At 70.0% G+C, this 26,921-nt stretch carries 27 protein-coding genes; 12 read left to right on the top strand and 15 right to left on the bottom strand.

Annotated elements, in window-relative coordinates; translation table 11 throughout:
• Positions 1–259 precede the first annotated feature (259 nt).
• The gene (locus tag BLW27_RS02885; protein WP_089878982.1) at positions 260–1,126 is read left to right on the top strand and encodes a lysophospholipid acyltransferase family protein; all 867 of its coding nucleotides are present in this window, start codon (positions 260–262) and stop codon (positions 1,124–1,126) included.
• A 67-nt stretch (positions 1,127–1,193) separates the two neighbouring features.
• Here the strand turns inward: BLW27_RS02885 and BLW27_RS02880 are convergent, their stop codons facing one another.
• Positions 1,194–1,976, bottom strand: a complete 783-nt coding sequence (locus BLW27_RS02880; protein WP_177177806.1) for a transglycosylase SLT domain-containing protein — start codon at positions 1,974–1,976, stop codon at positions 1,194–1,196.
• A 113-nt stretch (positions 1,977–2,089) separates the two neighbouring features.
• Between BLW27_RS02880 and gatB the strand changes: the two genes are divergently transcribed.
• The 4 genes from gatB (at position 2,090) to BLW27_RS02865 (ending at position 4,861) form a co-directional block, all read left to right on the top strand.
• Complete coding sequence (gene gatB, locus BLW27_RS02875; protein ID WP_089878979.1) at positions 2,090–3,604, top strand: Asp-tRNA(Asn)/Glu-tRNA(Gln) amidotransferase subunit GatB; 1,515 nt, start codon at positions 2,090–2,092, stop codon at positions 3,602–3,604.
• Between the two features lie 98 nt (positions 3,605–3,702).
• On the top strand, positions 3,703–3,930 hold the full coding sequence (locus BLW27_RS02870) for a hypothetical protein (RefSeq protein WP_089878976.1): 228 nt from the start codon (positions 3,703–3,705) through the stop codon (positions 3,928–3,930).
• The gene (locus BLW27_RS21110) at positions 3,927–4,067 is read left to right on the top strand and encodes a hypothetical protein (protein WP_177177805.1); all 141 of its coding nucleotides are present in this window, start codon (positions 3,927–3,929) and stop codon (positions 4,065–4,067) included. Before BLW27_RS02870 ends, BLW27_RS21110 begins: the two co-directional genes overlap by 4 nt.
• Positions 4,068–4,216: 149 nt before the next feature.
• Positions 4,217–4,861 carry a DUF4177 domain-containing protein gene (locus tag BLW27_RS02865; RefSeq protein WP_089878973.1) on the top strand — a complete coding sequence of 215 codons (645 nt, stop codon included), beginning with the start codon at positions 4,217–4,219 and terminating at the stop codon, positions 4,859–4,861.
• 86 nt (positions 4,862–4,947) lie between these two features.
• Here the strand turns inward: BLW27_RS02865 and BLW27_RS02860 are convergent, their stop codons facing one another.
• Positions 4,948–5,205 (bottom strand): BolA family protein, encoded by a 258-nt coding sequence (locus BLW27_RS02860; protein WP_089878970.1) that lies wholly within the window; start codon positions 5,203–5,205, stop codon positions 4,948–4,950.
• 74 nt (positions 5,206–5,279) lie between these two features.
• Between BLW27_RS02860 and BLW27_RS02855 the strand changes: the two genes are divergently transcribed.
• Entirely contained in the window at positions 5,280–5,903 is a 624-nt protein-coding gene (locus BLW27_RS02855) for a J domain-containing protein (protein WP_089878967.1), read from the top strand.
• An 82-nt stretch (positions 5,904–5,985) separates the two neighbouring features.
• Here BLW27_RS02855 and BLW27_RS02850 read toward each other — a convergent pair whose 3' ends face one another.
• The 5 genes from BLW27_RS02850 to BLW27_RS02830 all read right to left on the bottom strand — a co-directional run bounded on the left by BLW27_RS02850 (position 5,986) and on the right by BLW27_RS02830 (position 8,979).
• Positions 5,986–6,321 (bottom strand): DnaJ family domain-containing protein, encoded by a 336-nt coding sequence (locus tag BLW27_RS02850; RefSeq protein ID WP_089878965.1) that lies wholly within the window; start codon positions 6,319–6,321, stop codon positions 5,986–5,988.
• A 115-nt stretch (positions 6,322–6,436) separates the two neighbouring features.
• Positions 6,437–6,931, bottom strand: a complete 495-nt coding sequence (msrB, locus tag BLW27_RS02845; RefSeq protein ID WP_089878962.1) for a peptide-methionine (R)-S-oxide reductase MsrB — start codon at positions 6,929–6,931, stop codon at positions 6,437–6,439.
• A gap of 135 nt (positions 6,932–7,066) precedes the next feature.
• Complete coding sequence (locus tag BLW27_RS02840) at positions 7,067–7,585, bottom strand: fasciclin domain-containing protein (RefSeq protein WP_089879707.1); 519 nt, start codon at positions 7,583–7,585, stop codon at positions 7,067–7,069.
• Between the two features lie 162 nt (positions 7,586–7,747).
• Positions 7,748–8,434, bottom strand: a complete 687-nt coding sequence (locus BLW27_RS02835) for an anti-sigma factor (protein ID WP_089878959.1) — start codon at positions 8,432–8,434, stop codon at positions 7,748–7,750.
• Entirely contained in the window at positions 8,431–8,979 is a 549-nt protein-coding gene (locus tag BLW27_RS02830; RefSeq protein ID WP_089878956.1) for a sigma-70 family RNA polymerase sigma factor, read from the bottom strand. Before BLW27_RS02830 ends, BLW27_RS02835 begins: the two co-directional genes overlap by 4 nt.
• Before the next feature lie 89 nt (positions 8,980–9,068).
• Between BLW27_RS02830 and cobS the strand changes: the two genes are divergently transcribed.
• The 5 genes from cobS (at position 9,069) to BLW27_RS02805 (ending at position 14,810) form a co-directional block, all read left to right on the top strand.
• Complete coding sequence (cobS, locus tag BLW27_RS02825) at positions 9,069–10,055, top strand: cobaltochelatase subunit CobS (protein WP_089879704.1); 987 nt, start codon at positions 9,069–9,071, stop codon at positions 10,053–10,055.
• Between the two features lie 114 nt (positions 10,056–10,169).
• Entirely contained in the window at positions 10,170–10,559 is a 390-nt protein-coding gene (locus BLW27_RS02820) for a hypothetical protein (RefSeq protein ID WP_143042198.1), read from the top strand.
• Positions 10,560–10,666: 107 nt separating this feature from the next.
• Positions 10,667–12,547 (top strand): cobaltochelatase subunit CobT, encoded by a 1,881-nt coding sequence (gene cobT, locus BLW27_RS02815; protein ID WP_089878951.1) that lies wholly within the window; start codon positions 10,667–10,669, stop codon positions 12,545–12,547.
• Positions 12,548–12,630: 83 nt separating this feature from the next.
• Positions 12,631–14,415, top strand: a complete 1,785-nt coding sequence (locus tag BLW27_RS02810) for an aminopeptidase P family protein (RefSeq protein WP_089878948.1) — start codon at positions 12,631–12,633, stop codon at positions 14,413–14,415.
• Positions 14,416–14,468: 53 nt separating this feature from the next.
• On the top strand, positions 14,469–14,810 hold the full coding sequence (locus BLW27_RS02805) for a DUF427 domain-containing protein (RefSeq protein WP_089878945.1): 342 nt from the start codon (positions 14,469–14,471) through the stop codon (positions 14,808–14,810).
• A 10-nt stretch (positions 14,811–14,820) separates the two neighbouring features.
• Here BLW27_RS02805 and BLW27_RS02800 read toward each other — a convergent pair whose 3' ends face one another.
• On the bottom strand, positions 14,821–16,497 hold the full coding sequence (locus tag BLW27_RS02800) for a chloride channel protein (protein WP_089878942.1): 1,677 nt from the start codon (positions 16,495–16,497) through the stop codon (positions 14,821–14,823).
• An 80-nt stretch (positions 16,498–16,577) separates the two neighbouring features.
• On the opposite strand from BLW27_RS02800, the gene BLW27_RS02795 reads away from it, so the two are divergent.
• Positions 16,578–17,951 carry an FAD-binding oxidoreductase gene (locus BLW27_RS02795; protein WP_089878939.1) on the top strand — a complete coding sequence of 458 codons (1,374 nt, stop codon included), beginning with the start codon at positions 16,578–16,580 and terminating at the stop codon, positions 17,949–17,951.
• 72 nt (positions 17,952–18,023) lie between these two features.
• Here BLW27_RS02795 and recN read toward each other — a convergent pair whose 3' ends face one another.
• The 7 genes from recN to BLW27_RS02760 form a co-directional block, all read right to left on the bottom strand.
• Entirely contained in the window at positions 18,024–19,676 is a 1,653-nt protein-coding gene (gene recN, locus BLW27_RS02790) for a DNA repair protein RecN (RefSeq protein WP_089878936.1), read from the bottom strand.
• Between the two features lie 66 nt (positions 19,677–19,742).
• Complete coding sequence (locus BLW27_RS02785; RefSeq protein ID WP_089878934.1) at positions 19,743–20,597, bottom strand: outer membrane protein assembly factor BamD; 855 nt, start codon at positions 20,595–20,597, stop codon at positions 19,743–19,745.
• Positions 20,598–20,706: 109 nt separating this feature from the next.
• The gene (gene lpxC / locus BLW27_RS02780) at positions 20,707–21,630 is read right to left on the bottom strand and encodes a UDP-3-O-acyl-N-acetylglucosamine deacetylase (RefSeq protein ID WP_089878931.1); all 924 of its coding nucleotides are present in this window, start codon (positions 21,628–21,630) and stop codon (positions 20,707–20,709) included.
• Between the two features lie 250 nt (positions 21,631–21,880).
• A complete protein-coding gene (gene ftsZ / locus BLW27_RS02775) occupies positions 21,881–23,602 on the bottom strand; it encodes a cell division protein FtsZ (protein ID WP_089878928.1) in 1,722 nt (573 codons plus the stop codon).
• A gap of 177 nt (positions 23,603–23,779) precedes the next feature.
• Complete coding sequence (gene ftsA, locus BLW27_RS02770; protein WP_089878925.1) at positions 23,780–25,111, bottom strand: cell division protein FtsA; 1,332 nt, start codon at positions 25,109–25,111, stop codon at positions 23,780–23,782.
• Positions 25,108–25,989, bottom strand: a complete 882-nt coding sequence (locus BLW27_RS02765) for a cell division protein FtsQ/DivIB (protein WP_089878922.1) — start codon at positions 25,987–25,989, stop codon at positions 25,108–25,110. The genes ftsA and BLW27_RS02765 overlap by 4 nt, the downstream gene beginning before the upstream one ends.
• A complete protein-coding gene (locus tag BLW27_RS02760; RefSeq protein ID WP_089878920.1) occupies positions 25,977–26,909 on the bottom strand; it encodes a D-alanine--D-alanine ligase in 933 nt (310 codons plus the stop codon). Before BLW27_RS02760 ends, BLW27_RS02765 begins: the two co-directional genes overlap by 13 nt.
• Between the last annotated feature and the right edge of the window lie 12 nt (positions 26,910–26,921).

Below are 26,921 nucleotides of genomic sequence, written 5' to 3'. Positions count from 1 at the left end.
GGGCCGACGCCGCCGCGGACCGGAACCGCGGAGAAACACGCCGAGGCGATCCTGTGGCTTTTGTCGGACCGGTCGTCCTACGTGACGCGGACGCTTCTGGGACGTGGCGGGCGGGCGCTGAATGCCGGCTGCCACAGATCGGCGGGCGTACGCCCGGCAGCCGCATCGCGCCGGGGGCGCTGGACCCCGCCGTCCAGCGTGTTAAGCTGGAACCGGAACCGTCACGCACGCGTTTCTAAGTGATGTTCAGGGTGACCGAATGAAAGATCGCATCGACCCGCTTATCGCAGAACGCGCGCCATGGCTATTCTCGAACAGGGCCGGCGTCGGCGTCGCGCGGTCGATCCTCAACCGGACGCTGGGCTACGAGAAGACGCTGGCCATCGGGCAGGCGGTTCGCGACATGCCCGCCCCCGAGATCATGCGCACCATGGGCGACATGCTGGCCGGCGATGTCGAAATATCTGGACTGCACCACCTTCCAAGGCGCGGCGCGGCACTGGTGGTCGCGAACCACCCAAGCGGCATCGCCGACGGCATCATCCTGCACCACCTGCTGCGCCAGGTGCGGCCCGAGGCCTACTATTTCGCGAACCACGACATCCTGCGCGTCCTGCCGCAGATGGGAACGATGATCGCGCCGGTCGAATGGCGCCCCGAAAAGCGCACCCACGCCAAGACGCGCGAGACGATGGCCTATACCCGCCGCGCCGTCGAGGAAGGCCGCCTGGGCGTGATCTTCCCCGCCGGCCGCCTGGCCAAGCGCGAGGGGCTGAGCCTGCACGAACGGCCCTGGATGCCCTCGGCCGCGATGATCGCGCGCAAGTTCGACCTGCCGGTGATCCCGATCCACATCCGGGCGCGCAACTCGGTCCTGTTCTACCTGTTCGACCTGATCCACCCGACGTTGCGCGACATCACCCTGTTCCACGAGACGCTGAACAAGGCACGCCAGCCCTACCGGGTGACGGTCGGCGAACCGATCTCGCCCTCGGCCCTGCCCGCGCGGTCCGAGGACGGGATCGAGATCCTGCGCCGCGCGACGCTGGCGCTTGGCGGCGACAAGGCGCCGGCGGTCTCGCTGGTGGATGCGACGCGGCGGCCCAGCTGGCTGAAGGCGTACTAGGCGAGCCGGACGCCTCCCGGCGCGCATCGGACCTGTTTCCAGTCCCGCCAAGTAAGGAGACCCTTGCTCAGGGCTGCGCCGGAGGGGTCCGAACCTCCATCGTCTCCACCATCGGTGCCTGAGGCTCGAACGGTCGCAATTGCGGACGCAGCGAACGCGCCAGCCCGCGACAATAGGGCTGCCGGCGCAGCCAGTCGCGCATGTCGTCGCGCTTGCGCGAGGAATGGAACGGACCCCAATCCGCCGCGACGCCCCGCATGCCGGCGCTGACGACGCCGTCACGGGGAACCGTGCGCGCCATGATCCGCAGCGCGCAGGACAGGTTGCGCTCGGGGTCCTTCAGCGCCTCGCCGCTCTGGGCGCGGCAATCGTAAAGCCGCGCGGTCGGCGGGAAGATCTGCACCAGCCCGAACCACTGCCCGCCCCCGCCCACGGCGTTCGGGCGGTGCGTGCTTTCGTGCCAGGCGAGCGAAGAGATCAGCCCGACCCAGAACGCCTCGCGCCCCGCAAGCCCGGCGCTGCGATAGCCGGGGCACCAGGCGTTGATGTCCGCGGGCACCATGGCCGGCAGCGCGCGCGCATGGCCGCGCAACGCCTGCAGGGCGGCCATCGTCCAGCTGTGCGGCGCGCCGGTTTCGTCCCATCGCGCAGGCGGTATGACGAAGGGCCGCGGCACCGGTCGAAGCGACTCGGCCACTGCGGCCGTGGACGTCGTGACCGCGCCCTCGACCTGATCGGCCACCGACAGGGTCTCCGGCGTGACCGGCGGGGCCGGCTGGGCTGTCGAGGCGCCGCCGGCGACGCACAGCGACAGGACGACCGGCAGGGAAAGGATCGAACGCGGGATCATGACGGCGCAGCGTCGCCCAAAGCCGAAGCCTGTGCAAGCCGACACTTCGGCCACTTGCCCGGCCCCCGCCGCTGGCCTAGAACCCCCGAAAACGACCGCCCGAGGAGCGCACCATGCTGGACCTGACCTTCGAGACGCCCAAGCCCAAGGTGATCGCCGGGGCAAAGCACGACTGGGAACTGGTGATCGGCATGGAAGTCCACGCCCAGGTCGCCAGCAAGGCCAAGCTGTTCTCGGGCGCGTCCACGCAATTTGGGGCCGAGCCGAACTCGAACGTCTCGTTCGTGGATTCGGCAATGCCCGGCATGCTGCCCGTCATCAACGAATTCTGCATTGAGCAGGCGGTGCGCACCGGGCTGGGGCTGAAGGCGAAGATCAACCTGGTCAGCGCCTTCGACCGCAAGAACTATTTCTACCCCGACCTGCCGCAGGGCTACCAGATCAGCCAACTCTACCACCCGCTCGTGGGCGAGGGCGAGATCGTCGTCGACATGGAGCCCGGCATCGCCCGCGTGGTGCGGATCGAGCGGATCCACGTCGAGCAGGACGCCGGCAAGTCGATCCACGACATGGACCCGAACATGTCCTTCGTCGACCTCAACCGCACCGGCGTCGCGCTGATGGAGATCGTCAGCCGGCCAGACATCCGCGGTCCCGAAGAGGCCGCAGCCTATGTCGCCAAGATGCGCCAGATCCTTCGCTATCTCGGCACCTGCGACGGCAACATGCAGAACGGCAATCTGCGCGCGGACGTGAACGTGTCGGTCTGCCGTCCGGGGCAGTACGAGAAGTACCAGGAGACGCAGGATTTCAGCCATCTCGGCACGCGCTGCGAGATCAAGAACATGAACTCGATGCGGTTCATCCAGCAGGCGATCGAGTACGAGGCGCGCCGCCAGATCGCGCTGCTGGAAGCGGGCGAAAACGTGGTCCAGGAAACCCGCCTGTATGATCCCGACAAGGGCGAGACACGGTCCATGCGCTCGAAGGAAGAGGCGCACGATTACCGCTATTTTCCCGATCCCGACCTTCTGCCGCTCGAGATCGAGCAGGCCTGGGTCGACGACATCGCGGCGAACCTGCCCGAGCTTCCCGACGAGAAGAAGGCGCGCTTCGTGAAGGCGTTCGGCCTGTCGGAATACGACGCCTCGGTCCTGACGGCCGAGTTGGGCAGCGCCGCGTGGTTCGAGCGCGCCGTGGCCGAAGGCGGCGACGGCAAGCTGGTGGCCAACTGGGTGATCAACGAGCTGTTCGGCCGCCTGAAAAAGGACGACCGGAGCATTGAGGACAGCCCGGTCAGCCCGGCGCAGCTGGGCGCCATCGTGCGGCTGATCAAGTCCGACGCGATCAGCGGCAAGATCGCCAAGGACCTGTTCGAGATCGTCTACACCGAGGGCGGCGATCCCGAGGCGATCGTGGAAGAGCGCGGCATGAAGCAGGTCACCGACACCGGCGCGATCGAGTCCGCGGTGGACGAGATCGTCGCGGCCAACCCCGACCAGGTGGAGAAGGCGAAGCAGAATCCGAAGCTGGCAGGCTGGTTCGTGGGCCAGGTGATGAAGGCCACGGGCGGCAAGGCCAACCCCAAGGCGGTGAACGAGATCGTCACCGCGAAGCTGGGGCTGTAACCCGTGTCCCACGGTGGGACACCGGGGCGCCCCAGCAAGATCAATGGGTTGCAGAGACAGTTTTACCTTTCGTTGATTTTTGCGCCGGGCGCTGGCCGATGAGCCGGCTGCGAGACGACATCGTCGTCCACAACGAGCGGGTGAAACTGTTCTCGGGGTTCCTGAACGCGATCGGGCTGGGGCTGATCGGTTTCGCTGTGCTTCGGCCGTTGACCGCCGACGCGGTGTCGATGGGCGTATCGACGCTGTGGTGGGGTCTGACGGGACTGGTATTGCACGCGGTCGCGCACTATATTCTCGGCATGATGAGAAAGGCCGAAACATGAGCTTGTTCGAATTCGCCGTCCCCCTGATCGCGCTGGCCGTCGCGGGCGCCGGTGTCGTCCTGCTGCGGGCCGAGGCGCGCGCCATCGACAAGCGCATCGCGCATCGCCGGTCCGACCCGCTCAACCGGCGCCGCTGAGGGCGCTCTTCCCTGACTTTCCGCCTGTTCCGCAGTCGCGGTACCCATCGCCGCACCGGTACGGCCCGACGCCACGGCGTCGCACGGGCCGACCGTGACAGGCTTGCCACCCACCGGTCCCCCCGCATCATGACGGGGGAGAGGATTCCATGAGCTACGAATACAAGATCGTCCCCGCGCCGGAACGTGGCGAGAAGGAGCGCGGACTGAAGACGCCGGAGGCCCGCTTTGCCGCGGCGGTGGAACGGGTGATCAACGAGATGGCGGCGAAGGGCTGGGAGTACCAGCGCACCGACGCCCTGCCCTCGGAAGAACGGGCGGGCCTGACGCATACGCAGACGGTGTGGCGGCACTTGCTGGTGTTCCGCCGCAGCACGGGCGCCGAGCAGGCGGTCCGGCCCGCGGCTCCGGTAACGCCGTTGGTGCAGGCGCAGCCGGCCGCCGCGCATGCGGCCCACCCGGTGCCGGCCGAGCAGTTTGCGGACGAACCGCAAGAGGACGTGCAGGTAGAGCCCATTGAGGGCAGCGATACGGGTCGGGACGAAGGCCACGGGGATGCGGATCGCGACGCATCCGGAGCCGAGGCCGAGTCGCGCCCGAAGGCCAGGCTGACGGCCACGCGCGACGGTCCGCGCCGCAAGCCGCGCTTCGCCCCCCCGCGCGAGGATCCGGCGATCGCCGCCCCGGTACGCAAGCTGTTCGCCGGTCCGCCGCAGGGCCACGCGCTCGAGACGCACCCGAACGACCCCCGGCTGACGCGCGACCGCCGCGAGCGCCGGCGCGAAGACGACTGAAACGCCGCGGCGGACGCGGCGGCGCCCCGACCGGCGCATGTTCGCCGACGCCGTGGCGGGACGCCCCCGCTCCCGCGCGGCCGGCCTCAGGTCCCGAGGTCGAGCGACAGCGCGTGGATGCTGGCAACGAGATCGGCGCCCAGCGCCGAATGCACCGCGCGGTGTCGCGCGATGCGGCTTTGACCGTCGAACCGGTCCGACCGGATGACGACGTGGTAATGGCTTTCGCCGCCTTCCTGGTAGCCCGCGTGGCCGCGATGGCGTTCGCTGTCGTCCCGCACTTCCAGCTCGCGCGGGTCGAAGGCCTCGCGCAGGCGGGTCTCGATCGTCTCAAGCTTCGACATTTTTCCCACTGCCCCCTGTAAAACCCGGACCCATAGTCTAAACTCCGGCGTCCGAGTCGAAAAGAGGTGAGCCCATGAGCAGACCAGACCCCTTCGGTTTCGACATGTCCATCAAGTCGGCCAAGAAGAAGAATCCGCGTGGCCGGCGCGGCATGTCCGGGGAACAGGAGACGTCGACGCGCGTCTGCGACCATGAGGGCTGTCAGGAGCCCGGCAAGTTCCGAGCGCCCAAGGCGCCGGACGTGCTGGATGACTTCTTCTGGTTCTGCAAGGACCACGTGCGCGAATACAACTCGCAGTGGAGCTTCTTCGACGGCAAGACCGAGGCCGAGATGAACGCGCAGGCGACCGCCGACAAGGTCTGGGACCGGCGCACCAAGGACTGGCGCGACCCCGAGGCGAAGGCCTGGGCGCGGCTGGGGATCGAGGACCCGCACCAGGTGCTGGGCGACAACGCGACGCGCAACCCGGGCCGCAAGAAGGCCGGCGGCCGCCGCCTGCCCCCGACCGAGCGCAAGGCGCTGGAGATCCTCGAGGCCGAGGACGATTGGAGCAAGGCCGAGATCCGCCGGTCCTACAAGGCGCTGATCAAGGTCCTGCACCCGGACATCAACGGCGGCGACCGCAGCCAGGAGGACCAGCTGCAGCAGGTGGTCTGGGCCTGGGACCAGCTGAAGGACAGCCGCAGCTTCAAGTGAGGGCCTGCGCCCCGGGCAGGACAAGGCCGCGCCGTCGGGCGCGGCCTTTCGCGTTCCGGAGGGGCTGCGCGGCGCGCGCGCTTCAGGGGGCCATGAAGCGCCGGCGGGCTTCGACCGCGATGTTGTGGCGCTGCTCGAGATCGGCGATCAGCGCCATCGCGAGGCGCCTTTCCTCGGGGCCTTCCGCCTGCTGGAAGCGGTGGCGCGCGGCCTCGAGCAGCTTCTTGATCTTGAACTCTTCGGGCAGCGCCCCGGCCTCGGCCATGATGCGCGTGACGACGGCGGTCGCCATGTCGAGATGCGCCTCGCCCGAGCGGTCGGGCAGCGGCTTGCCCTCGCCCGCAAGACCGCTCAGGCGGCCCTCGGCAAGGGCCTTCTGGATCTGACGCTCGACGAGGCGGTCGAAGGAGAGGCTCATGCGGCCATTCTAGGCCCGACATCCGCCAGCGCCAAGCACGTCGATGCGGGGTACGGGGCGCACGAAAAGGGCCGCGCCCTGCGGCGCGGCCCTGCCCGATCGAAGTGTCGCGGCATCAGGCCTCGCGGAAGACCAGGCTGACGCCGTTGATGCAGTGGCGCAAGCCGGTGGGCTCGGGTCCGTCCTCGAAGATGTGGCCCAGGTGCGAGCCGCAGTTCGAACAGTGGCACTCGGTCCGGGTCATGAACAGCGTGCGGTCGGGCTTGGTCTCGACGGCCTTGTCGTCGATGGCCTGCCAGAAGCTGGGCCAGCCGGTGCCGCTGTCGAACTTGTGCTCGGAGGAATAGAGCGCCTGGTCGCAGCCCCGGCAGACATAGGTGCCGGGCGTCTTGAGGTCGTGCAGCGGCGAGGAGAAGGCGCGCTCGGTACCTTCCTGGCGCATGACCTTGTATTCGAGGTCGGACAGCATGGACTTCCACTCGTCCTCGGTCCGGGTGACGGGAAAGTCGCCCTCGGCGGCCTCGGCCGCGCCCCAGCGGCCCAGGCCGAACGGCGCGAAGGCCGCAAGCGACAGGGCGGCCGTCGAGAAAAGGAAGTGTCGGCGGTTCATGGCGTGCTCCTTCGTTTGCGGAAAGATGCGCCCCCGGCCCCTCCGCGACAAGGCCGCGGGGTTACACGATCACGCGAAGACGCGTGTGATCGGGAAAGCGGCGCGGCCCGGGGTTCCGGCCACGCCGCCGGGGGGTTACTGCCTGGGCAGCAGGACGCGGTCGATCACGTGGATGACGCCGTTGGACTGGCGCACGTCGGCGATGGTGACCTCGGCCTCGCGGCCGTTCTCGTCGACCAGCACGATGGCGTTGCCGACCATCTTGGCCTGAAGCGTGCAGCCGCCGACGGTGGGGATCGCGTGCATGCCGCCGTCATCGGCGATCATGCCGGCGATGGCGTCGGACATCGCGCTGGTGGCGACCACGTGGCAGGTCAGGATCTGCGCCAGTTGCGCCTTGTTGCGGTCCATCATCAGCGCGGCGAGGCTGTCGTCCGAGATGTTGTCGAACGCCGCGTCGGTGGGCGCGAAGACGGTGAAAGGCCCCTCGCCGTTCAGCGTGTCGACGAGGCCGGCCTGCTGCACGGCGGCGACCAGCGTCTCGTGGTCGGCCGAGTTCACGGCGTTCTCGACGATCGTGCGGTCGGCGAACATCTCGGCGCCGCCGACCAAGGGGTTCTGCATCTGCGCATGGGCTGCACCGGCGACGATCATGGCGGTCGCGGCGAGGAGTGTCTTGGTCCGGGTCACGGTGTCTCCTGATTTTGCCCCGCCACCAGCGGCGGGATCACGGGCAGACACGCAGGTTTCGCGCGGGCAGTTTCGGCGGGCGCGCTTTTTTCGATCACGCGTGCGTGAGGCGGGTCTATGCCCGCCTCAGGTCGCTATCAGCTGGCCCGCCGCGCGCACCGGGCCGGTCGGCGCGCCGGTGGGCGAGCCGCCGGGCGGCTCCTCGGACACGGCGAGCGTGGCGCCGGGCACGCGCTCGGCCAGCAGGGGCCGCAGGCTGCGCACCGCACCGCCCGAGGCGTCGAGCAGCCCCAGCGAGACCGGGGCCACGCCCTCGCCGGCGATCAGCCACAGCTCCAGCGCGCGATCCGCGGGCACGTCGCCCTGGGCGAGGTCGACCGCCAGCACGCCGCTTTGCGCATCGAACCGCGCGGTCAGCGCCAGCGTGCCCTCGACCGGTTCCAGCGCGGCGCGGAAATCGACCTCCTGCGGCACCAGAACGCCGCTGACGAACACCGCCCAGGCCAGCGTGGCCCCTAATACGGCGCCGACGCCGTAGGGCAGAAGCTGGCGCCATATCGGCTTGCGCGCGGGCTTGAAAAGATCGGATTCGATCCGCCCCCAGACCCGCGGCGGCGGCGCCTGCGCGGCGACCGGATCGGTCAGCGTGGCGAAGTGGTCGCGCCAGGCGGCGACGTCCTGTTCCAGGTCCGGGTCCTCGCGCATCCGCGCCTCGAAGCCCTGCGCCTCGTCCTCGGACAGCAGGCCCAGCACGTATTCGGCGGCCGCGGCTTCCCAGCCGCCCGGCAAGTCGGTGTCGTCGTCGGCGCTCATCGGCTCAGACACTCCCTCAGCTGCATCAGGCTGCGGCGCAGCCAGGTCCGCACGGTGTTCAGCTTGACGCCCGAGACACGGGCGATGTCGGCATAGGTCAGCCCATCGAGATACGCGCCGCGCACCATCGCCGCGCGCGTGGCGGGCAGTTCGGCAAGGCAGGCATCCAGCGCGCGCGTCTCGTCGCGGGCGACGGCCAGCGCCTCGGGGTCGGGGCCGGGGTCGAACAGGTCGTCCGCCTCGGACACCGGGGCGTGGTCGCCCGAGGCGCGGGCCCGGCGCAGGCGGTCCACGGCCGCGTTGCGCGCGATGGTGATCAGCCAGGTCATCGGCGAATATCCGTTGGAGCGGTAGCGGCCGGCATTGTCCCAGACCTTCAGGAACACCTCCTGCAGGACTTCCTCGGCCGCCGCCTCGTTGCCGGACACACGCAGCGCGACGCCGAAAAGTTTCACCGACGTCCGGTCGTAGAGCGCGCGGAATGCCCGTCGGTCGCCCATGGCGACGCGGGCGATCATGGCCTCGATCTCGTCCAGCGGCGTCATGCGGGCCCCACGCGCTTCCCCTTGCCCCTGCCGGCGATATGTTGCACCAGAGGTGCCAAACCGAGGACGCGACGAAGGACACGATGACCATGGCGAACGGTGCGATCGACATCAACGCGAAACCGACCGAGGAACTCTCTGTCCGCGAAGTCTTCGGCGTCGACACCGACATGATCGTGCACGGCTTCCCCGATCGCACCGACCGCGTGCCCGATATCGACAGCACCTACAAGTTCGACCCCGACACGACGCTGGCGATCCTCGCGGGCTTCCGCAACAACCGCCGCGTGATGATCCAGGGGTATCACGGCACCGGCAAGTCGACCCATATCGAGCAGGTCGCGGCCCGGCTGAACTGGCCCACCGTGCGCGTGAACCTCGACAGCCACATCAGCCGGATCGACCTGATCGGCAAGGACGCGATCAAGCTGCGCAAGGGCGTGCAGGTCACCGAGTTCCAGGAAGGCATCCTGCCCTGGGCGCTGCGCAACCCGGCAGCGATCGTGTTCGACGAATACGATGCCGGCCGCGCCGACGTGATGTTCGTGATCCAGCGCGTGCTGGAGACCGACGGCAAGCTGACGCTGCTGGACCAGAACGAGGTGCTGACCCCGCACCCGTACTTCCGCATCTTCGCCACCGCCAACACGGTCGGCCTGGGCGATACGACGGGGCTTTATCACGGCACGCAGCAGATCAACCAGGGCCAGATGGACCGCTGGTCACTGGTCGCCACGCTGAACTACCTGTCGATCGACGCCGAGACCTCGATCGTGCTGTCGAAGGCGCCGCACTACAACACCGAGAAGGGCCGCCGCACGGTGCGCCAGATGGTGACCGTGGCCGATTTCAGCCGCCGCGCCTTCATGAACGGCGAGTTGTCGACCGTGATGTCGCCGCGCACGGTGATCGCTTGGGCGCAGAACGCCGAGATCTTCCGCGACGTGGGCTATGCCTTCCGGGTGTCGTTCCTCAACAAGTGCGACGAACTCGAGCGCCAGACCGTGGCGGAGTTCTACCAGCGCTGCTTCGACGAGGAACTGCCCGAAAGCGCCGCGCGCCTGTCGATGGCCTGAGCGCCCGAGATGTGGGCGGCGGCAGGGGCTCACATACCACACGTGCCATTCCGTTAACGGCTGCGCGCTCGGGCTTTAACCATTTCTAAGCGGTTCTGCGGAATGCTCGGCCGCATGAAACCGCTTCGTTCCTCTCTCCTCGTTCTCGCGGTGCTCTGCGCCGCCCCGGCCCTTGCCATGCCGCTCGACACGGGCGAACGGGCTAAGGCCTTCGCCACCTGCCTCGGCCGCTACGCGGCGGCCGCGGAACACGCGGTCCGCACCGGCGGCGATGCCGAGACGTCCGCCGCGCGGCGTGAGATGTTCGCCGACCTGCTGGACGCGGTGACGCCGGGCAGCGGGGTTGCGCCCTCGCGGCTGTCGAGCTACCGGCTGGGCGCGAAGAACGCCCAGGCGCGGCTGTTCCGGATGTCGTATTCCACCCAGGACGTCGTCCGCGCGCGCATGGCGGCCTCGGTCGCGCGGCGCGAGATCACCATGTGCGACCAGCTGATCCTGGGGTGAACCCGGTCGGCCAGGGTTGACGGTCTGGGGCTGAACGGCCCCCGCCCCCACTGGCGTTCGCCCGCGCGAGGGTCTAGGTTCGGTCCAACCCTAGGAATGGACCGACCATGGCGCAGAATTCCGACAACCCCGCCGATCCGTTCAAGAAGGCGCTGGCCGAAGCCACCAAGGTCATGGCCGACGACCCCGAGCTTTCGGTCAGCTACACCGTCGACCCGTCGGGTGTGTCCGGCGACGCCATGCGCCTGCCGCAGGTGTCGCGCCGGATGACCCGCGACGAGGTGCTGCTGGCGCGCGGCACCGCCGACGCGCTGGCGCTGCACCGCCGCTACCACGACGCGAACACCCATGCCCGCTATGCCCCGCCGGGCGACATAGCGCGCGAGCTCTACGAAGCGATGGAAACCGCCCGCTGCGAGGCGATGGGCGCGCGCGACATGCCCGGCACCGCCGGCAACATCGACGCCAAGATCGGGCACGACGCGGCGCGCAAGGGCTATGGCCAGATCCGCGACGTGGCCGAGGCGCCGCTGCCCGCCGCCGCCGCCTACCTGATCCGCAACCTCGCCACCGGGCGCGACCTGCCGCCAGACGCGGCCAACGTGCTGAACCTGTGGCGCGACCGGCTGGAAGGCCAGGCCGGGCAGACGCTGGCCGGGCTCGAGGACACGCTGAGCGACCAGGCCGCCTTTGCCAGGTTCGCACGGCGGATGATCACCGATCTCGGCTATGGCGACCAGCTGGGCGACGATCCCGACGAACTCGACGACGAATCCGACGACGAGGGCAGCGAGGAGAGCCAGCAGGACGAGGAGCAGCCCGACAGCACCGGCGACGACGACGAGACGTCCGAGGATGCCGAGGCCAGCGCCGAGCAGAGCCAGGAGGACACGCAGGACGCGTCCCAGGCCCAGGTCGACATGGACGAGATGGCCGACCAGGAAGAGGGCCAGGAAACCGAGATGCCCGAGGGCGAGGCCCCGCACGAACCGCCCGCGCCCGCCCCGGTTTCCGAGGCCGATCCCGCCTACACGGTCTATACCACCGAGTTCGACGAGGAGGTCGCCGCCGAGGACCTGGCCGAGCCGGTCGAGCTGGAGCGCCTGCGGGCGTATCTCGACCAGCAGCTGGAACCGCTGAAGGGCGCGGTGGGCCGGCTGGCAAACAAGCTGCAGCGCCGCCTGCAGGCGCAGCAGAACCGGTCCTGGGAGTTCGACAAGGAAGAGGGCGTGCTGGACGCGGGACGGCTGGCGCGCGTCGTGGCCAACCCGACCACGCCGCTGTCCTTCAAGGTCGAGAAGGACATGGAGTTCCGCGACACGGTGGTGACGCTGCTGCTGGACAATTCCGGCTCGATGCGCGGGCGGCCGATCAGCATCGCGGCGATCTGCGCCGACGTGCTGGCGCGCACGCTCGAGCGGTGCAGCGTCAAGGTCGAGATCCTGGGCTTCACCACCCGCGCGTGGAAGGGTGGGCAGGCGCGCGAGGCGTGGCTCAATGCCGGGCGCGAACAGCAGCCCGGTCGCCTCAACGACCTGCGCCACATCGTCTACAAGCAGGCCGACGCGCCCTGGCGGCGCACGCGCGACAACCTGGGCCTGATGATGAAAGAGGGCCTGCTGAAGGAGAACATCGACGGCGAGGCGCTGGAATGGGCGCACCGCCGCATGGTCGGACGCCCCGAGGCGCGGCGCATCCTGATGGTGATCTCGGACGGCGCGCCGGTGGACGATTCGACGCTGTCGGTGAACCCGGCGAATTACCTGGAAAAGCACCTGCGCGACGTGATCGCCATGGTCGAGCGCAAGAAGCAGGTGGAATTGCTGGCCATCGGCATCGGCCACGACGTGACGCGCTACTACAACCGCGCGGTGACGATCACCGATGTCGAGCAGTTGGCCGGTGCGATGACCGAGCAGCTGGCGTCGCTCTTCGACAGCGACCCGCGGGCGCGGGCGCGGTTCGCGGGGATCAAGCGGGCGTCTTAGCGGGCGGGGTTCATGCCCCTGCTTTCACGACAGAGAATCCAGAAGACCGGGCCAGCGTGCCCGGCCGGCAGGCGAGGGACGGAATGTTTCAGGATTTCGCAGTCAAGTCGTCACCCGAGCAGGGCGTCGAGCGGCTTGCCGCGTTGCGCGTGGCGCTGGCGGCCGAGGGGCTGGACGGCTTCATCGTGCCCCGCGCCGATGCGCACCAGGGCGAGTACGTCGCCCCGCGCGACGACCGGCTGGCGTGGCTGACCGGGTTCACCGGCTCGGCCGGCTGGTGCGTGGCGCTGCGCGAGCGCGCGGCGATCTTCGTCGACGGGCGCTACACCGTGCAGGCCCGCGCGCAGGTGGCCGAGGTGTTCGAGCGCGTCGACTGGCCCGCCACCGGGCTGGCCGAATGGATCCGCGGCGCGCTTGGCGCGGGCCGCGTGGGATTCGATCCCTGGCTGCTCACCCTCGACCAGAAGCGCGCGCTGGAAACCGGCGCGGGCGACGCGACACTGGTGCCCTGCGCCAACCTGGTCGACCGGGTCTGGCAAGACCAGCCGGCGCCGCCCTGCGGTCCGGTCATGGCGCAGCCCGTCGAGCTTGCGGGAGAGCCGCACGCGGACAAGATCGCGCGCGTTGCCGCCGCCATCGCGCCCGCGAGGGCCTGCGTCATCACCCTGCCCGATTCCATCGCCTGGCTGCTGAACATCCGGGGCAGCGACATCGTGCGAAACCCGGTGCCGCATGCCTTCGCGGTGCTCCACGCCGATGCGCGCGTGTCGCTGTTCATCGACGAAGCCAAGCTGTCGGGGCTGGGCGACGATCCGACGGCACATCTCGGCCCCCGCGTCACGGTGCGCCCGGTGGGCGAGTTCCTGCCCGCGCTGGCCGCGCTGGACGCCCCGGTGCGGATCGACCCGGCCTCGTGCCCCGTGGCAGTGGCCGAAGCGCTGACCGCGACGCCGGTCGAGGCGCCGGATCCCTGCCTGCTGCCGAAGGCGCGCAAGAACGCCGCGGAACTCGACGGCGCGCGCGCCGCGCATCGGCGCGATGGGGCGGCGATGGCGCGCTTTCTGGCCTGGCTCGACGCCGAGGCGCCGGGCGATCTGACCGAGATTGCCGTGGTGAAGCGGCTGGAGGCCGAGCGCGTGGCGACCGGCTGCCTCGAAGACATCTCGTTCGAAACGATCTCGGGCAGCGGGCCCAACGCCGCGATCGTGCATTACCGCGTCAGCGAGGCGACCGACCGCCCGCTGCGCGCGGGCGAGCTGCTGTTGGTGGACAGCGGCGGGCAGTACCGCGACGGCACCACCGACATCACCCGCACGATGGCCGTGGGCGAACCGGGGGCCGAGGAGATCGACGCCTTCACCCGCGTGCTGAAGGGCATGATCGCGGTGTCGCGTCTGCGCTTTCCCGTGGGCCTCGCCGGGCGCGACATCGATCCCTTTGCCCGCGCAACGCTGTGGCAGGCGGGCCTCGATTTCGGCCACGGCACCGGCCACGGCGTGGGATCCTACCTGTCGGTGCATGAAGGCCCGCAGCGCATCGCGCGCACCGGGACGGTGCCGCTCGAACCCGGGATGATCGTGTCGAACGAGCCGGGCTTCTACCGCGAGGGCGCCTTCGGCATCCGGATCGAGAACCTCGTCGCCGTCGAGGCCGCGCCCGCCCTACCCGGTCAGACCGTGCCCGCGATGCTGCAATTCGAGACGCTGACGCTGGTGCCGATCGACCGGCGGCTCATCGACGCGGACGCGCTGACCGCCGAGGAGCGCAACTGGCTGAACGCCTACCACGCCCGCGTCGCCGCCGAGATCGGCCCGCTGCTGGACGGTCCCGCGCAAGACTGGCTAAAGCGGGCCTGCCGGGCTATCTGAGGGACATTCAGACTCCCGGCCATTCCGTGCGGGACAGACCATTTGGAGCAGCCATGAGCATCATCTCGATCAAACCCGCCCAGGGCACCTGGGTGGTCCGCGCCGGCGGCGCCGTGATCGCCGAATCCGCCCGCGCGATGGAGTTGCGCGAGGACGGGCACGAGCCGGTGATCTACTTCCCGCGCGAGGACGTGGCGATGGCGTTCCTGGACCGCACGGACCACAGCACTCATTGCCCGTTCAAGGGCGACGCAAGCTACTTCTCGATCATGTCGAAGTCGCGGACCTACCCGAACGCGGTGTGGAGCTACGAACGGCCCAAGGACGACGCGGCGAGCATCGGCGACCACCTGGCCTTCTACCAGCAGGACGGCGTGACGGTCGAACAGGTCTGAGGCTCTCGCCTCAGCTGTGTTCTTCCTTGGCGGTGGCGGCCAGCGCGCGGTTGTAGGCCTTCAGCGCGTCCACGTGGAACAGCGCGCCCTGCAGCACCGGCGCGCCGTCCTCGCCGTCCAGCGTGACGACCGGCATGTATGCCACGCCCGACTTCTCGAAGCGCGGCAGCGCGGTTTCCAGCGTCGCCTCGGCTTGGATGTAAAGCCCCTGCTCGATCATCCGGTGCAGCGCCTCCTCGTCGGCGGCGTTCGGATGGTCGGGCCGCCGCATGACGCCCTGAACCCGGAACATCGCAAGCAGATAGGCCTGCGGCCCCGCCGCCAGGTGCACATTGCGCCGCATCAACTGGGTCAGGAAGAAGCTGCGGTTCACCAGCCGCGAGGCCAGCGCCGTCGACATCGACACCGACACCATGACCGCCAAACCCGTCTGCCAGTCGCCGGTCAGTTCAAACACGATCAGCGTGGTCGAGATCGGCGCGCCCAGCACGGCGGCGGCCACCGCGCCCATGCCCGCCAGCGCGTAGAGGGTGAAGACCGAAGACACCTCGGGGAAAACGCCGGTGGCGATGTGCCCGAAGGCCAGCCCCGTCAGCGCCCCGATCATCAGCGAGGGCGAGAACACGCCGCCGCCCATCCGGCCGGCCATGGTGATGGCCACAGCGGCAACCTTGACGATGGTGAAGACGATCGCCTCGTGCAGCAGAAGGTCGCCGGTCAGCGCGCGCGACGTGGTCTCGTAGCCGACGCCCATTATGTGCGGAAAGGCGATGGCGATGGCGCCGAGGATCAGCCCCGCCAGCGCCGGGCGCAGCCAGTAGGGCATCGACAGGCGGCGCTGGACCACGGTGCCGGTGTCGTCGGCCCAGAAGATCGCGCGCATGGTGACCACCGCGACCAGTCCGCAGACCAGCCCCAGCAGGAAGAAGGCCGGCAGTTCGAGGTAGAACTCGACCGTGGTGGTGCCGGGCAGCACGAACTCGGTCACGTCGCCGTAGGTCAGGCGGTTGATGACCGTGCCGGCCGCGCTCGCCACCACGATCGGCGCGAAGGCGTGCAGCGCGAAATGCCGCAGGATGACCTCGAGCGCGAAGAGCGCGCCGGCGATCGGCGCATTGAAGCTGGCCGAGACCGCCGCCGCCACCGCGCATCCCAGCAGGTCGCGCCCGGTCACGCCGTCGACGCGCAGCGTGTTGGCCACCCAGGTCGATATCATCGCGGCGATGTGCACCACCGGCCCCTCGCGCCCCGTGGACCCGCCCGTCGACAGCGTGATCCAGGAACACGCGGCCGAGGCCAGCCCGGCGCGGTTGTCGACACGCCCGTCGTTCAGCGCGGCACCCTCGACCACGTCGGCGACCGCCCGCACCCGCCCGTCGGGGGTGAAGAAGTGCACGATCAGCCCCACCGCGATGCCTCCCAGCGCCGGCACCGCCAGGATCCAGTACCACGGCAGCGTCGCGGCATAGCTGTGCAGCGTGCCCACGTCGGGGGTGCCATAGACGGTGGTCTGGAGCAGCTCGATCGCGCCGCGGAACAGGATCGCGGCGAAACCCGCCGCGATGCCCACCAGCAATGCGATGAACCAGAACTGGATCTGTCCCGGCCCTTCCGTGCGCAGCAATTGCCAGCCGCGGCCGCATTGCTCGGCCGCCTGCCGCACCTGGTGGCCGAGAAGACTCAGCATCCCGCCCTAGCCGTTTTGCGTGACTTTGCACCCCAGCCCGCACCGGGTAAGCTGACGCGAAGTACCACCGGAGTCATGACATGCTAGTTCCTCACGCGGCCCGGGCGCTCGGCCAAGTCCTAGGCGAACGGCTGAGCCGAGCCAAGTCCGATCTGGAACAGCACGGCCGCTCCGAATCCCATTTCCCCACCTGCCCGCCCGAAGCGGTCGCCTACCCCGAAACGGCCGAGGAAGTCGCCCGGATCATGCAGATCTGCGCCGATCACCGCTGCCCCGTGATCGGCTGGGGCGCCGGCACCTCGCTCGAAGGGCACGGGCTGGCGGTGTCTGGCGGTATCGTCGTTGACTTCTCGCGCATGAACAAGGTGCTGGAAATCCGCCCCGCCGACATGGACGTGACCGTGCAGCCCGGCGTCACGCGCCAGGCCCTGAACGAGGAACTGCGCGCCACCGGCCTGTTCTTCCCCGTCGATCCCGGCGCCAATGCCTCGCTGGGCGGGATGGCGATGACACGCGCGTCGGGGACCACGACGGTGCGCTACGGCTCGATGCGCGACAACGTGCTGGGCATGCAGGTGGTGCTGGCCGACGGCCGCACGATCCGCACCGGGTCGCGCGCGCGCAAGACCGCCGCAGGCTACGACCTGACCGCGCTGATGATCGGCTCGGAGGGCACGCTGGGGCTGGTGACGGAACTGACGCTGAAGCTGCACGGCATCCCCGAGGCGACCAGCGCCGGCATCTGCGCTTTCCCCCGGATCGAGGACGCGGTGAACGCGGTGATCGACACGATCCAGATGGGCCTGCCGATGGCGCGGATCGAGTTCGTCGACGCCGCCACCGCGCGCGCCTTCAACGCCTATGCCGGCATGGACATGGCCGAGGCGCCGCACCTGCTGGTCGAATTCCACGGCAGTCCCGACGGCGTGGCGCAGGACGCCGCCCGCTTCGCCGAGATCGTCGCCGACCACGGCGGATCGGCTTTCGAGTGGTCCTCGCGCCCCGAGGAACGCAATGCCCTGTGGGCGATGCGGCACAACGCATACTACGCGGTGCTGGCCCTGCGGCCCGGCGCGCGCGCGGTGGTCACCGACATCTGCGTGCCGATCTCGCGGCTGGCCACGGCGGTCGAGGAGACGCAGGCCGACATCGCCGCCAGCCCGATCCCCGGCCCGATCTTGGGCCACGTCGGCGACGGCAACTTCCACGCGATCCTGCTGATCGACCCCGACCAGCCGGCCGAGCGCGACGCGGCACTCGCCCTGTCGCACCGTATGGCCGAACGCGCCCTGCGGCTGGGCGGCACCTGCACGGGCGAGCACGGCGTGGGGATCGGCAAGCGGCGCTACATGCAGGCCGAGCACGGGCACGGCTGGACCATCATGGGCAGCTTGAAGCAGGCGCTCGACCCGATGAACCTGCTCAACCCCGGCAAGCTGGTGCCGGACGCCTGACGCCGCCCGCGCAGCCCCGCTTCTTCTGTTCGGAAACATACCCGCCGGAGGCGCGGCACCTGCCCGAAGGGTTTACCCAGCCAGCAGCTTGCGCGCCGCGGCGCGGGCCTCGTCGGTGACGGTGTCGCCCGACAGCATGCGCGCGATCTCGCCCTCGCGGTCGGGGGTTCCCAGCGGCACCACGGTCGAGGTCGTAACCTCTCCGTCGACCCGCTTCTCGACCCGCCAGTGATGCGCCCCAAGCGCGGCCACCTGCGGCGAATGCGTGACCACCAGCACCTGCCCGTCGCCGGCCAGCGCCTGCAGCCGGCGCCCCACCGCGTCGGCGGTCGCACCACCCACGCCGCGGTCGATCTCGTCGAAGATCATCGTAACCCCGGCGTCGCGTTCCTGGCTCAGGCACACCTTCAGCGCTAGGAGGAAGCGCGACAGCTCGCCCCCCGACGCGATCTTGTTCAGCGGCCCGGCCGGCGCGCCGGGGTTGGTCGCCACCGTGAAGGTGACGCTCTCGCGCCCCTCGGGGCCCGGCGTGGCGGGTTCCAGCCGCGTGGTGAAGACCGCGCGGTCCATCTTCAGCGGCGCCAGTTCCGCCGACACGGCGCGGTCCAGCCGCGTCGCGGCGGCGGCGCGCGCCTCTCCCAGCGCTTCGGCCGCGGCGTCGTAGGCGGCGTCCGCCTCGCTCACGCCCCGGCGCAGCGCGCCCAGCCGCGCCTCGCCCGCGTCGAGCGCGGCGAGGCGTTCCGACAGGGTCGTCGCCAGCTCGGGCAGCTCGTCGGCCAGAACGTGGTGCTTGCGCGCCAGCCCGCGGATCGCGAACAGCCGCTCCTCGGTGTCCTCCAGCTCGGAGGGATCGAATTCCAGCGCGTCGAGGCAATCGGCGACGCCGCGCGCGGCCTCGTCCAGTTCCGACATCGCGCGGGCCAGCGCCGCGACGGGCTCGTCCAGCCGGCCGTCGGCGCGGTCGGCGGCCCCGTCCAGCCAGCGTAGCGCGTCTGCCATCGCGCCCTCGGCCCCGTCGGGGCCAAGCGCCTGACCGGCGCGGGCGATGTCCTCGCGGATCTTCTCGGCGGCCTGCATGGCGCGGCGGCGGGCGTCCAGCGCGTCCTCCTCGCCGGCCTCGGGGGCGAGCTTTTCCAGCTCGGCCACCGCGTGGCGCAGGAAATCCTCTTCCTCGCGCACGGCGGCCAGTTGCGCCTCGGCCTCGTCCAGCGCGCGCCGCGCATCCGAGCGCGCGCGCCACGCCGCGCGGGTAGCCCGCAGCGCGTCGTCGAGATCGCCGTAAAGGTCGAGGATCGCGCGGTGGCCGCGCGGGTCCAGCAGGCCCCGGTCGTCGTGCTGGCCGTGCAATTCGACCAAAGTGTCCGACAGCCGTCGCAGCACCTCGCCCGAGGCGCGGCGGTCGTTGACCCAGCCGGTCTTGCGTCCGTCGGCGGTGTTGACGCGGCGCAGGATCAGCTCGTCGGCCTCGGGCAGGCCGGCATCCGCCAGCACGGCGCGCGCGGCGTGGCCGGGGGAAAGGTCGAAGACCGCCGTCACCTCGCCCTGATCGGCGCCCTGGCGCACCAGGTCGGCGCGACCGCGCCAGCCCAGCACGAAGCCCAGGGAGTCGAGCAGGATCGACTTGCCCGCGCCCGTCTCGCCGGTCAGCACGTTGAGACCGGGCCGGAAGGCAAGCTCCAGCCGGTCAATGATCAGCATGTCCCGGATTTCAAGCGCGCGCAGCATGTCCCGATGCCGGCCGGGCCGCCAGGCCCCGCCGCCCAAGGTTCACGCAATGCACGATCCCGCGCCTCACAGCCATTCGCCCCGGATCGTCTGCCGGTAGATCGCGCCCAGCCACGAGCCTTCGAAAACCCGCGGCTCGAGCCCCTGCCCCGTCAACAGGGCATAGCTGGCCTCGTACCACTCGCTCGACTGGTAGTTGTAGCCGAGGATCGCACCAGCCGTCTGCGCCTCTTCGACGAGGCCCAGCGACAGGTAGCCTTCCACCAGCCGGTGCAGCGCCTCGGGGGTGTGGGTGGTGGTCTGGAAATCCTCGACCACGGTGCGGAAGCGGTTGATCGCCGCGCCGTAGTGCTTGCCCTTGAGGTAGTAGCGCCCGACCTCCATCTCCTTGCCCGCCAGGTGGTCGAAGGCGAGGTCGAATTTCAGCATCGCCGAGCGTGCGTATTCGCTGTCGGGATAGCGCTCGATCACCGCGCGCAGCGATTGCAGCGCCTGGAAGGTCAGCCCCTGGTCGCGGCCCACCTCCTCGATCTGGTCGTAGTAGCTGAGCGCCAGCAGGTACTGCGCATAGGCGGCGTCGTCATCGGCGGGATAGAAATCGATGTAGCGCTGCGCGGCCGAACGGCTTTCCTCGTAGGCGCGGTCCTCGTGATGGGCATAGGCCTGCATGATCAGCGCGCGCTTGGCCAGTTCGGAATACGGGTAAAGCCGCTCGACTTCCGAGAAGTAGAACGCGGCGTCCTCCTCGTCCTTCTGCGCAAGCTCGTACTCGCCGCGCTCGAAGATCTGTTGCGCGGTGAAGGTCTCGAGCGGCGCGCCACCGGGCCCGGTCTCACGATCCTGAAGTTCGTCGCACCCCGCGACGGCGAGCGTCGCAAGGGCTGCCACGATCCACGTGCTGCGCGATCTGCCCGCTGCCATGCCTGTCCGTCCCGCTGTTACCCTGCCGGCCGCAAGGCGGCCCTCGGCTCTGGCTCTAGCACAGAAAAATCCGGTGCAAAACGCCTTTGGAGGGATTTCGCCGCGCGCCTCAGGCGACGGCGGGGATCGCGTCCTGACCGACGCCCGCGCCGGGCAGCCGGGCCGCGGTCGCCGCGTCGCAGGGACGCATCCGCCAGGCACGCGGCGTGTCGAACAGCCGGCGCAGCAGCGCGTTGGTCATCGCGTGGCCGGCCTTGTGGCCGTCGTAATGCCCCAGGATCGGCGCGCCGGCCAGCGACAGGTCGCCCAGCGCGTCCAGCATCTTGTGGCGCACCGGCTCGTCCGCGTGGCGCAGGCCCGCGCCGCTTTCCACCTGCGCGCCGTCGAAGACCACCGCGTTCTCTCCCGCGATGCCGCCGAGCGCCAGGCCATTGGCCTGCATCGCCTCGACCTCGGCGCGGCGGCAGAAGGTGCGGCTGTCGCACAGCTCGCGCACGAAGGCCCCGTTGGCGAGGTCGATCCGGCGGGTCTGCCGGCCGATCGCCACGTCGGCGAAATCGATGTGGAAGGCCATGGTCATGCCCTCGGACGGCGACAGCCGCGCCCAGCCCGACGCGGTCTCGACCGTCACCGGGGACAGGATCTCGATCACGTCGATCGGCTGCGCGAGGCGACGGACGCCGCTCGCCAGGATGCCGCGCACGAAGGGCGCGCTCGACCCGTCGAGGATGGGGACCTCGGGGCCGTCGATCTCGACGAGGGCGTTGTGGACGCCGCAGCCGGCCAGCGCGGCCATCAGGTGCTCGATCGTCGAGACCGAGACGCCGGCGCGGTTGACGATGCGCGTGCACAGCGGCGACTGGTCCACCAAGTCCCAGCACGCCGGAACCCGCGTGTCGCCCAGCGCGATGTCGGTGCGGCGGAAGACGATTCCGTGGCCGGCGGGGGCCGCACGCAGCACGACCGATGCGGGCCGCCCCGAATGGAGGCCCGTGCCCGTGAAGGTCGCGGCGGATCGGATCGTCGTCTGCATCGTCTGTCCTCGGTTTCTTCCCCCGGAACACGCCGGCGCGCACTGTCGGCGCGATCCCTAGCATGACCTGTGCCGGAGATACGGAAGCGGCGGCCGGGGCTCAAATCAAACATTGCAACCAAGTGAAACATCCCGACGCGGCGATGGGCGCCGCCCTGCCGATCCCCGTCCTCCGGCGCGCAAGCCCCTGAAAACAAAGAAAAATGCGCCCTTCCGAAGAAGGGCGCCGATCCATCAAGCGTGAGCCGGGTCAGTTGGCCTGGCGTCGCAGGAAGGCCGGGATGTCGATCTTTTCCTGCTCGGGATCGTGTTCCTGCCGGGGCGCCGGGGCGGGTGCTGCGGCCGGCCGCTGGGCCTGGACCGGCGGCTGGCTGCGGCGCGCCGGCTGCGGCGGGACGTCGCCGTGGCCGTGGCCGTGCTGCTGAGCATGGCCGTGCTGCGCGTGACCCTGACCGTTGCCGTGCCCGGTCATCCGGCCGATCAGCGAGTTGACGCTGAAGCGCGAACCGCGCTCGGCGGGCTCGGGCTGTTCGGTCTGATGCGCCCCGATGCGGCGCACGGGCTGCGGGCGCGCCGCATCGGGGCGCGGCGAGGCCTCGGGACGGCCGCGCTGGGTCGCTTCGCGCAGGCGCGCCATCGTCTCGGGCGACGGCGTTCCGGGCGCGGCGGCGCGGGGCGCCACGAAGTTCTCGGGCTCGGGCTCCATCGCGGGCGCGGGGGCGGACTGGCGGCGCGGCTGGTAGACCGGCTCGGGCAGCGCGTCCTCGTCCGAGGCGTGGCCGGCGTGGGTTTCCTCGCCGAAGGAGTCGAAATCGGGCTGCGCGCTGGCGGCCTCGGGCTCGAAGCCCTCGAACAGCGACGGCTCCTCGTCCTCGAAGCGGGCGGCGGGCTTGTAGGCGGGGGCGGGCTCGGCCGCCGCTGCGGGGGCGGGTTGCTCCTCCACCGTCGCGCCGGGCAGCGGCTGCGCCATGCGGCGGCGCGGCACCGGGGTCTCGCCCACGTCTTCCGACGCGTCGATGCCCGTGGCCACGACCGAGACGCGCATCATGCCCTGCATGCTGTCGTCGAGCGTGCTGCCCACGATGATGTTGGCGTCGGGATCGACCTCGTCGCGGATGCGGTTGGCCGCCTCGTCCAGCTCGAACAGCGTCAGATCGCTGCCGCCGGTGATGTTGATGAGAACGCCCTTGGCGCCGCGTAGGCTGATCTCGTCCAGCAGCGGGTTGGCGATGGCCTTCTCGGCGGCCTGAACCGCGCGCTCTTCGCCCTCGGCCTCGCCGGTGCCCATCATCGCCTTGCCCATCTCGTCCATCACCGCGCGCACGTCGGCGAAGTCGAGGTTGATCAGGCCCGGACGGACCATCAGGTCGGTCACGCCCTTGACGCCCTGGTACAGCACGTCGTCGGCCATGCTGAACGCCTCGGTGAAGGTGGTGCGCTCGTTCGCCAGCCGGAACAGGTTCTGGTTGGGGATGATGATCAGCGTGTCGACCACCTTCTGCAGCGCCTCGATGCCGGCCTCGGCCTGCTTCATGCGCTTGGCGCCCTCGAACTGGAAGGGCTTGGTCACCACGCCCACGGTCAGCACGCCCAGCTCGCGCGCGGCCTGCGCGATGATCGGGGCCGCCCCCGTGCCGGTGCCACCGCCCATGCCGGCGGTGATGAAGCACATGTGCGCGCCGGCCAGGTGATCGACGATCTGCTCGATGCTTTCCTCGGCCGCCGCGGCGCCGACGGTGGGACGCGCGCCCGCGCCCAGCCCCTCGGTCACCTTGACGCCAAGCTGGATGCGCGACTGGCTCTGGCTGTTGCTCAGCGCCTGCGCGTCGGTGTTGGCCACCACGAAATCGACGCCGTCGAGAAGCTTCTCGATCATGTTGTCGACGGCGTTGCCACCCGCTCCGCCCACGCCGAACACGGTGATCCGTGGCTTGAGCTCTTCGTTGCCGGGCATGGAAAGGTTCAGTGTCATGGATCCGTCCGCCTGTGTCTTGGCCGGCCCTTGGTTCGGCCGATCCCTTTGCCTTTAAGGGCCATCCTTACAGCCCGAAGCGCCGATAGTCACTCAAAAAACACAAAACTTATACCAAATCTGGCCGAAAAGTGGCCCGAATACGCGTTCTTTTGCCGAGTTGTGTACATCTTGCGGTCACCAGTTCTCGCGGAACCACTTCACCGCCCGGCGCAGCGACCGCGCGGGGTAGCGGTCGGCGGGCAATTCGAAGTCCCACCATTCGTCCTGCGGATGCGCCGCGAACAGGCACAGACCCACGGCGCTGGCGAAACCGGGCCCGGTGGCGGCCTGCGGCAACCCGTGCACCCGCAGCGGCCGGCCCAGGCGCACCTGCTGGCCCAGGATCTTGGCCGCCAGCCCGTCGAGGCCGGGGATCTGGCTTGCCCCGCCCGTCAGCACGATCTGGCGCGCCGGCAGGTGGTCGAAATCCGCCGCATCGAGGCGCGAGCGGACCTCCTCGAGGATCTCCTCGACCCGCGGGCGCATGATGCCGATCAGCTCGGTCCGGCTCACGGTGCGGCGGTCGTGCTCCCAGTCGCCGGTCTCGCCGCCGGTCTCGATCATCTCGCGGTCGTCCATGCCGGTGGCGACGACGCCGCCGTAGAATGTCTTGATCCGCTCGGCGGTGGCCATCGGCACCTGCAGGCCCATGGAAATGTCGCTGGTCACGTGGTCGCCGCCCATGCGCACGCTATCGGCGTAGATCATGTGCTTCTTGATGAAGATCGACACGCCCGTGGCCCCGCCGCCCATGTCGATGCAGGCCGAGCCCAGCTCCTGCTCGTCCTCGACCAGCGCCGAGATGCCGGAGGCGTAAGCCGACGAGGCGACGCCGGCCAGTTCCAGGTCGCAGCGCTTGACGCAATGCGCGAGGTTCTGGATCGTCTGCGCCTCGACCGTCAGCATGTGCATGTCGCAGCTGAGGCGGTTGCCGATCTGCCCGCGCGGGTCGGAAAGCCCGCTGCGGTGGTCCAGTGCGAAGTTCACCGGCTGGGCGTGCAGCACCTCGCGGCCGTGCCCGAAATCGGGCATGTCGCAGGCCGACAGCACGCGCGCCACGTCCTGCTCGTCCACCGTCGATGCCGCCACGTCGACCTCGCCCGCCAGTCCGTAGCTGCGCGGCTCGGCGCCCGAGAAGCAGGCGATCACGTGATCGACCCGGATGCCGGCCATCTTCTGCGCCGCCTGCACCGCGGTGCGGATCGCGCGCTCGGTCTCGGCCATGGTCCTGATCTCGCCGAAGCGCACCCCGCGCGACCGCGTGGTTGCCGCCCCGATCACCCGGAAGCCGCTCTGCCCCGCCAGCGAGCCGATCCCGTCGTCGCTGATCGGTTCCGACCCGTCGAAGCGCAGCACCAGGCACGCGATCTTGGAAGAGCCCACGTCGAGGATCGCCACCACCCCCCGCTGCATCGCCGCGCGCCGCATGTTGCGCATGGCGCGCTGGGATTCGTAGAGCTCGATCATTCCTGTGCCCCTTTTTCGGCTTGTTCTTGTTTCACCTGCCACAGCGTCAGCGCCGCCGGCGGCGTCAGCCGCAGCGTCGGGCGGCGGCCCAGCCGCAGGTCGATGGCGACGACCTCCTGCGCGAGAACGCGCTCGGCCTGGTCCATGGCGATGGCGCGTTCCAGCGCGCGCTGCGCGCCGCTGTCCGGCAGCAGGATGCGCTGCCCGCGATCCAGCACCACGTCCCAGCGCCGGTCGCCCATCCGCTCGAACCCGCGCAGGCGCGGCTTGAGCGGGCCGATCGTGGCGTACAGATCCAGCGCCTCGGCGACGTGCGCCTTGGCGCCCTCGCCCGCGATCACCGGAAGGTCGGGATAAAGATGGCGCGGCCCGGCGGGGCCGACGCGCGCGCCGCCCACGTCCAGCAGCTCCAGCTTGTCCTCGCTGCGCCACAGGATCGCCGGCACCCGCTCGACGATGTCGACCTGCAGCACGCCGCCCTGGCGGATGCGCAGCTCGGCCTTCTGGACAGGGTCCATCGCCTCGACCATCGCGTGCAGGCGCGCCATGTCCATCTCGAGCGAACTGACCGGCAGGTCCAGCGACAGCGTGGCGCGGATCTCCTCGGCCACGGCATCGGTGGCGCCGTCGATCGCCATCAGCTTGACCTGCAATTCCGGCCGGCTTTCGATCTGGGCGCGCAGGTCGGCCACCATCAGCGAGACGGCCGCGCGGTTCTCGGGGACCGAGACCCACAGGCTGGCCGCGCTGAAGACCAGCGCGAAGGGCAGCCCCACCCGCAGCGTGACCCGGAACAGCGGCGTCAGCATCAGCCGTTCCAGCCGGTAGCGCCACACCGTCGGCGCCGGGTCGAACCGGTCGCGCCTCAGCGATCGCATGACGCGTCCCTCACCATCCAGTCGCAGAACGCGGAAAACGACAGCCCGGCGTGCCGCGCCTGTTCCGGCGACAGCGAGGTCGGAGTCATCCCCGGCTGGGTGTTCGTCTCCAGCAGCACCAGGCCCTCGCGCCCGCGCGTCTCGTCCCAGCGGAAATCGGTGCGCGTCACGCCGCGGCAGCCCAGGGCTTCGTGGGCGGCGATGGCATGCGCCTCGCACAGGGCGGCGATGTCGGCGGGAATCTCGGCCGGACAGACATGGCGCGAGCCGCCCTCGGCATACTTGGCGTCGTAATCGTACCAGCCGTCGGTCAGGATGTCCGTGACCCCCAGCGCGCGTGCGGGCTGGCCGTCCGAGGCGCCCATCACCGTGGTCGTCAGCTCGCGGCCGGGCACGAAGGCCTCGACCATGACGGTGTCGGGCATCGTGTCGGCCAGCGCGGGCGGCCCGTCGGACGCCTCGCGCACCAGGTAGACGCCGACGGACGAACCTTCGTTGTTGGGCTTCACCACGTAGGGCGGGTCCATCACGTGGCCCTCGCGCACCGCGTCGCGCGCGGCGATCACGTGATCGACCACCGGCAGGCCGGCGGCGCGGTAGATGTCCTTGGTGCGCGCCTTGTCCATCGCCAGCGCCGAGGCGAGCACGCCCGAATGCGTGTAGGGGATGCGCAGCCATTCCAGCAGACCCTGGACCACGCCATCCTCGCCCCGCCGGCCGTGCAGCGCGTTGAACGCCACGTCGGGGCGCAGCTCGGCCAGCCGCGCGGCTAGGTCCGGGCCCGCGTCGATCTCGGTCACGTCATGGCCGGCCTCGCGCAGCGCCTTGGCGCATTCGCGCCCCGACGACAGCGACACCTCGCGCTCGGCCGAGGGCCCGCCCTTGAGAACCGCCACCTTGAGGGATGTCCTGCCCGACATGCCCACGCCTTT

The sequence above is a fragment of the Citreimonas salinaria genome, assembly GCF_900107235.1.
In the GTDB taxonomy this organism is placed as follows: Bacteria; Pseudomonadota; Alphaproteobacteria; order Rhodobacterales; family Rhodobacteraceae; genus Citreimonas; species Citreimonas salinaria.
This window is presented reverse-complemented; position numbering and strand designations above follow the sequence as displayed.